This window comes from Bacillus massiliigorillae, assembly GCF_000380245.2.
In the GTDB taxonomy this organism is placed as follows: Bacteria; Bacillota; Bacilli; order Bacillales; family DSM-1321; genus Bacillus_AD; species Bacillus_AD massiliigorillae.
In genome coordinates this window covers 2166234-2173097 of sequence record NZ_HG428741.1, presented here as the reverse complement: position 1 = coordinate 2173097, position 6864 = coordinate 2166234, and the positions used below count along the sequence as shown (strand labels likewise).

Genomic DNA, 6864 nt, shown 5'->3' with positions numbered 1-6864 from the left:
GGTATGACTTCTTCTCCAGCTTCCAAAATATCCTTTGAGGTAGGGTAGGCTAATAAGGTAAGCAAAGAAACATTCGAGTATAATTCTCCAAATACACCTACATACTCTGGAAATACTTGATCCAAAACAGATTGAAACTGTAATTTAGATTGTACAAACATACCTGTTAAATTCTCATGTTGTCTCGTCAGATTACGCAAATTTAAAAGATGAATTCCTCGCTTCTTACATGGTTCCAAATCCTCTTTATAGTACAGCTCGCAGAGGTGGTAGGCATCGATTACGTCTGTTTTGACTTTACGTAAACTCGAACTTTTTGCTTTGTATGAAATGAGTGGGTTCACAATGATTAACAGGTAACCTCTTTTTTCGAAATACTGTACAACAGGCATATGATAATGACCAGTAGACTCCAAAACAATGGGCGGTTTTGAGTCAGTAAATTCTTCTACCTCCCTGATAAATGCATGAAGTTCGTGTAAGCCTTCTAGGGTATGTGCTACTTTAAAGCTCTTTTTATAGGGTTTCTTCTTTTCCAAGAATGCTTGTACCTGATTTTCTCCTTTTGCGACATCCAGACTAATGACTGGATTCATGATTAACTCCTCCTCTTAAAGAATTAGCTGGTAACCCCTATATGGTTCCTTATAGTGTCATAGCTTCGCTTGTTATACGAGATCTCAGTCCCAACCAGCTTCAATCATGTTTCTATAAGTAGGGGGCGAACGGTTTAGTTGTCAGGCTTAAATCCCACGGGTGCGGTCGTTCTACCCCAGCTACCATTAGTATTCTAGACCCTAAACAAAAAGGTCAACCAATAACATTGGTCAATCTTATAATACGAACGGGTGCTAGAGCTGAAGATCAAGGCTGCTAATAAGCAGTCTTTTTTTGTTATGCAGCTACGGGCAGGTTAGTTAAAGAGTCTGTGGGATGGACTTATGTTATGAATTTTGATGTGGCGGAAACATCACTAATGAATTCTATATACTGCATCACAGTCAAAGATAAGAATAATAAACAAATTGTTGGAATGGGGAGAATTATTGGGGATGGGGCTATCTATTTTTATATTCAAGATATAATTGTTCATCCGAATTATGAAAGAAAAGGTATTGGTAAAGACATAATGAATATTTTGGTCGAATATTTAAATCTAAATGCACCAGATAAGGCTTTCGTCGGTTTGTTTTCATCACAAGGTAAAGAACCATTCTATGAAAAATACGATTTTAAAGATTACTCACCAAATATGACAGGGATGTTTACTGTAATTTCAAAAGAATGTACATAATAGACTTTTAATTGCAGGATAGCTTAATAAGGGTTCACTAAAGATTCACAAAATGTTAGAACTAGTTAATTGAATTAAAGGATGTTCTATATTAAAGAAAGAGCCCTAAGGAGAATTAAATGAATAAAAGAATATTTTTAACTACTATATTGTGTTTTTTCTTTTCTATCGTAAGTGTTTGTGAAGTTAATACTAATAAAATAGAAAATGTAGAACGCATAGAGTACTTTTTTAAAGAACCCTCTAAAATCCCATTCGAAGTCAATGAGGTCAATACTGAAATTGATATTAACGACGTAGATTCTTTGTATCAGTATATATTTCATTACCAAGGACACCTTTCGGAATTGGAGAGCCAAATGGTATCCCTAGCAAATGAAATAGAAGAATATAAGATTATCCAAACAATCCCTGGAATCGGTAAAAAAATCGCAGCCACGATTATTTCAGAAATTGGGGGAATTGATCGGTTTAATCACCCTAAGAAATTAGTTGCCTACTCTGGAATTGATCTTAGTGTCCATTCATCTGGGAAGTTTACAGCGACCAATCGGATAACCAAACGAGGTTCCAGTACGCTAAGGTATAGTTTATATCTAGCCATTTTGTGTGGAATAAGAAGTTCCAGAAATAAAAAGCTCAAAGCGTTCTATGATAAAGAAACGATTAGAAGGAAAGCCTTCAAAAGTAGTGCTTGTTGCTTGCATTAATAAGCTTCTTCACTGGATTTATGCTTTATTAAAGAAGAAAGAACATTTCCTAGGTTTAGCTTAGAAAGAGGATGGTTCTTCTTTTTAAATAACCGCCTCTAAGACATTAATAACATCTACTTGCTTGTTAATTTGCTTTATGATTTGCTTTAGAACAAACTCATTATCAATATCTAGCACAACTGTCATATTAGCTATGCCTTCCTTGTCCGATTGATTGACAATGACACTATGAATATTTAAATTTCGCTTGAAAATAAGATTCGTAATTCGATTTAGTACACCAGGACGATTCAAAACCGTCAATACAAGCGTTCCTTTCATTGCTTATAGCCCTCCATTTCATGAAGGCCTTTGCCTGGGGCAACAATCGGATAAACATTCTCCATTTCTTCAACTCTCATATCAATTAGAACGGGCTCCGGCATCGCCAATGCTTCTTTTAACACTGCCTCTGCTTCAGTAGTTGTAGTGGCTACAAATGATTTAATGCCATATGCATCTGCCAATTTCACAAATGATGGTTGACTGCCCAATAAGCTTTGAGAATATCTTTCTTTATAGTATAACTCTTGCTGTTGGCGAACCATTCCAAGCGAATAATTATTTACGATGATAATTTTAATAGGTAAATTCATTTCAGCTATGACACCTAACTCTTGGAATGTCATTTGAAAACTTCCATCACCTACAATCGCAACTACCGTCTTTTCAGGTTGAGCTATTTGAGCTCCAATTGAAGCGGGGACACCAAACCCCATCGTTCCGAACCCTCCTGATGTTACCCACGCATGAGGCTGCCTAAAAGGATAAAATTGTGCTGTCCACATTTGATGTTGCCCTACATCTGTAACAACTGTTGCGTCTCCACTTGTAAGCTTGTGAAGTAATTCAATCACTTTCTGTGGTTTTAGACCTTTATTATCTTCATCATAATATAGCGGATATGTTTGCTTCCAATGCTGGATGGTATGTTTCCACTCTTCACACTCACTCTTCTTACCATTTTGCTTGATCAATTGAATTAACGCTTCCTTAGCATCACCGACAACTGGTATGGCAGTAGGTACGTTTTTCCCGATTTCAGCTGGATCAATATCGATATGTGCAACTATAGCTTTCGATGCAAATGATTTTAAATCACTCGTAACTCGATCATCAAAGCGAGCTCCTATATTAATTAATAAATCACATTCACATAATGCCATATTTGCAGCATACTCACCATGCATTCCAACCATACCAATATATTGTGGATGATCAGCAGGAAAACCACCTAATCCAAGTAGTGTGTGTACAACTGGAATGCCTTGTTGTTCCGCAAATTTTTTAAATTGTTGTGAAGCCTTTGCGTGCAGTACACCAGCTCCAGCTAGAATGATAGGTTTTTTCGCAGTACTAATAGCTTCTAGTAGCTTTCGAATCTGTAAAACGTTAGGTATGATTGTTGGTTGGTAGCCTGGTAAATATATTTCAGGGTCCTCATTTACTTCAGCTTGTATTAATGCCATATCCTTAGGAATATCAATTAATACTGGTCCCGGTCTCCCAGTAGAAGCGATATGAAATGCTTCTTTTATTATGCGTGGAATGTCTTCTACGTTTCTAACTTGAACATTATATTTCGTAATTGGTGTTGTAATGCCTAAAATATCAGCTTCTTGAAAGGCATCTGACCCGATCACTGATGTTGCTACTTGCCCAGTTATGATAACGAGCGGAATAGAATCAATCATAGCGTCCGCTAGTCCCGTAATAATATTTGTTGCTCCAGGTCCAGAAGTTGTAATAACAACACCTGGCTTTCCTGTAATTCTTGCATATCCTTCAGCCGCATGAATGGCTCCTTGCTCATGGCGAGTAAGAATATGAGGAATTCCTGCATCATAAATGCTGTCATAAATCGGTAACACCGCTCCTCCTGGATATCCAAACATCACTTCAACATTTTCCCTCTTTAAAGCATTCAATAAAAGATTGGCTCCTGATAGCTTCTTTCTTTGCGTCTGCTTACTAGTACTCGCTAATTCGTTTAACATCTCATTGTCCTCCTACAAAGTAATTTTCACTTCTGCAAACAATTTGCGGTTATTGAGGCAATAAGAAAAACCCCTTCACCCCCAAATTGTCTAAACGAATAGACTAAGGGGTGAAGAGGTTAATAAACCAATCCACGGTACCACCCTTATTCGTACAACATGTACGCACTAGTTTGTTTTGTTAACGAGTGCTGGTTACACCCGTTCAGCTTTACTCGACTATCTTTCAAGCTGACGCTCCAAGGTTACTTCACTTTATGTTGATCATGCTGGCTCCCACCATCCCAGCTCTCTACCATGTCAGCTCATAAAGCTACTTGTCCTCATCATCACTTTAACTATATATTAAATTTTCTGAATTTTTATTATTGTTCGTTATGATACATTGATTTTAAAAAGTCGTCAATAGTTTTTTGAGTAAAATCGAGGTAGAGAGTGTTTGAGGTTGTATCAAGGGCAATCGTTTGTTCTGTCGTTTTTTACCTCGAGATTTAATGAGGTTTCAAATGAAGATTGGAATTGTGAGGGAGAAAAAAACACGTGGAGAAAAACAGTTTGTTTGTCTCCACGTGTTTTTTTAGGTCTTATTAGTATGCTATGTACCTCATTTTATAACCATTTTACCTTAGGCTCTGTACCGTTTATAATACGTTTAATATTTGCACGGTGGCGATAACAGATAAAAATAGTTAATACGCCTAATACGATAATTAGTGGCATATCCTTTAGAAAGAATGACGTTACTAACGCAGCAATGGCTGTAATCATACTTGTTAGAGATACATATTTTGAAATATATAATGAAACAAAGAATACTACGACCATTCCAATGAATAAAATCGGTGCATATCCTAATAAAATTCCAGCAGAAGTAGCTACGGCTTTACCACCTCTAAATCCAGCAAAGATCGGAAACATATGACCGACTACTGCAATTATCCCAGCTAGAAGTGGATGTATTTGATTGCTAACATCTAGTAATTGTGGAAGCAAAGTGGCAAGTGTACCTTTCAAGATGTCTAGCAAAGTTACCGCAAATCCAGCTTTTTTGCCTAAAATTCTAAATGTATTTGTGGCACCTAAATTACCACTCCCATGTTCACGAATATCCTTACCGTAGAATAATTTACCGACCCATAAACCAGAAGGGATACTTCCTAATAAATATGAAAGAATAATTACAAGAAAAATCATCATTTTTTTAATAGTCCTCTCTAAAGTCAAAACTTACTATTGTATTTTACCACGATAGTGAGAAAATGCTAAGTAAGATAAGTAAATTAATATGTAATGCCATTTGAAACATTGATATAAGTGTGCTATTACATATAAAGAACATTATTATTTTAATATATAGGGGAATACATAATGAAACAATTATTATCATCACTTCAGTGGTTAGCCTTTATTTTTTCTAGTTCTATTATTGCACCAATTGCTGTAGCTAGTCTTTTTGGTCTTAATCCGATAGAATCAGCGGATTTTATACAGCGAGCAGTATTTGTATTAGGGGTAGCGGGGTTATTACAAGTATTAATTGGGCATAAGCTACCAATTAATGAAGGTCCAGCGGGTTTGTGGTGGGGTGTGTTTGCGCTATATGCCGGTCTATCAACCACATTATTTGCTTCACATATGGAAACGTTACAAGCTCTTCAAGGTGCATTGCTTGTAAGTGGGGTATTTTTCATACTTTTAAGTAGCTTTGGATTCATTAAAAAACTTAGCGCTTTATTCACACCAACTGTAACAGGTGTGTATTTATTATTACTTGTTTTGCAGTTAAGCGAATCTTTCATTAAAGGAATGTTAGGTATCAATGGAGAGCGAACAGTTATTCATAGTCAAACAGCTATCCTAAGCGTGTTGCTAGTAATTATAACGTTTTGGTTAACAAGACACAAAAAAACTATTATTAAACAATATGCAATTCTTTTATCATTATTAATCGGATGGTTGCTGTTTGCGATTTTTCATTTAGCTTCCAAACCAAATATCCAAGATGTCAAAATTTTCTCTATGCCGGAAATGTTTGCATTTGGGAAACCAATTTTTAATGCGGGTATGATTATCACAGCTATTTTCGTGACATTTTTATTGATTGCTAACATGATTGCGAGCATTCGTATTACAGAGACTATTTTAAAGAAAATGGATGTGAAAGTGGAAGAGTACAGTTTGAATCGTTCCGGCTTAATTAGTGGCTTCACACAAATGTTAGGTGGAGCATTCAGTACGATGGGACCTGTTCCTATATCAGGTGCAGGAGGCTTCATAGCGGCTACAGGTATTTCGAAGAGATTACCGTTTATCATTGCGAGTATTCTCGTTATTTTAATTAGCTTTTTTCCACCAATCATGAGTATTTTTGCTGCGATGCCGCCAGCTGTGGGCTATTCTGTTAGCTTTGTTATCTTTGCAGGTATGCTAAGCGTAGCATTGAGCGAGCTACAAAATAGTAATGATCGTATTAGAACAGTAATTGGTGTGGCTTTATTAAGCGGAACAGGAGTTATGTTCTTACCAACAGAAGCCTTTGCAGGTATTCATCCTGTTGTAACATCCTTACTATCAAATGGACTAATTTTAGGAACTTTCGTTTGTATATGTGGTGAACAGTTTTTAAAGTATTTAGCTAGAAAAACTAATTAAATTGCAAATAAACATAAAAAGAATCGTGTCTTTCTTGTTGGTTGGATTATGGTGGTCAAATATAATCAAACAAGGGCGATTCTTTTTTATCTATGCTCAATTATGTTTGCATAATGTTTTCTAATGCATTTATATATCTTTTAAGTTGGCATAACCAATTTTTTAGATA

5 protein-coding genes, 2 pseudogenes and 1 other annotated feature are annotated in these 6864 nt (G+C 36.1%); of the genes and pseudogenes, 3 read left to right on the top strand and 4 right to left on the bottom strand.

The window, feature by feature from the left end:
* A partial coding sequence (locus TX86_RS27005) for an IS110 family transposase (RefSeq protein ID WP_195892886.1) occupies window positions 1-596 on the bottom strand: 596 nt, incomplete at its 3' end.
* Between the two features lie 326 nt (window positions 597-922).
* On the opposite strand from TX86_RS27005, the pseudogene TX86_RS10035 reads away from it, so the two are divergent.
* Window positions 923-1294, top strand: a pseudogene (locus TX86_RS10035) (GNAT family N-acetyltransferase); the annotation flags it as partial.
* Window positions 1295-1611: 317 nt separating this feature from the next.
* Window positions 1612-2068: pseudogene (locus TX86_RS10030) on the top strand (transposase); the annotation flags it as partial.
* A gap of 20 nt (window positions 2069-2088) precedes the next feature.
* Here the strand turns inward: TX86_RS10030 and ilvN are convergent.
* The 3 genes from ilvN to plsY form a co-directional block, all read right to left on the bottom strand.
* Window positions 2089-2328 carry an acetolactate synthase small subunit gene (gene ilvN, locus TX86_RS10025; protein ID WP_042350382.1) on the bottom strand — a complete coding sequence of 80 codons (240 nt, stop codon included), beginning with the start codon at window positions 2326-2328 and terminating at the stop codon, window positions 2089-2091.
* Window positions 2325-4043, bottom strand: a complete 1719-nt coding sequence (ilvB, locus tag TX86_RS10020; RefSeq protein WP_042348509.1) for an acetolactate synthase large subunit — start codon at window positions 4041-4043, stop codon at window positions 2325-2327. Before ilvB ends, ilvN begins: the two co-directional genes overlap by 4 nt.
* Before the next feature lie 103 nt (window positions 4044-4146).
* Window positions 4147-4382, bottom strand: a binding site (T-box leader).
* Window positions 4383-4652: 270 nt separating this feature from the next.
* Window positions 4653-5240 (bottom strand): glycerol-3-phosphate 1-O-acyltransferase PlsY, encoded by a 588-nt coding sequence (gene plsY, locus TX86_RS10015; protein WP_042348505.1) that lies wholly within the window; start codon window positions 5238-5240, stop codon window positions 4653-4655.
* 171 nt (window positions 5241-5411) lie between these two features.
* Between plsY and TX86_RS10010 the strand changes: the two genes are divergently transcribed.
* Window positions 5412-6695, top strand: coding sequence for a purine/pyrimidine permease (locus TX86_RS10010; protein ID WP_042348503.1), 1284 nt, complete (start codon window positions 5412-5414; stop codon window positions 6693-6695).
* Window positions 6696-6864: the final 169 nt, after the last annotated feature.

Excerpts from the sequence above, each read along its gene's own strand:
- ilvN (WP_042350382.1), bottom strand. The coding sequence starts at position 2,328 with ATGAAAGGAACGCTTGTATTGACGGTTTTGAATCGTCCTGGTGTACTA.
- TX86_RS10010 (WP_042348503.1), top strand. The coding sequence starts at position 5,412 with ATGAAACAATTATTATCATCACTTCAGTGGTTAGCCTTTATTTTTTCT.
- plsY (WP_042348505.1), bottom strand. The coding sequence starts at position 5,240 with ATGATGATTTTTCTTGTAATTATTCTTTCATATTTATTAGGAAGTATC.
- ilvB (WP_042348509.1), bottom strand. The coding sequence starts at position 4,043 with ATGTTAAACGAATTAGCGAGTACTAGTAAGCAGACGCAAAGAAAGAAG.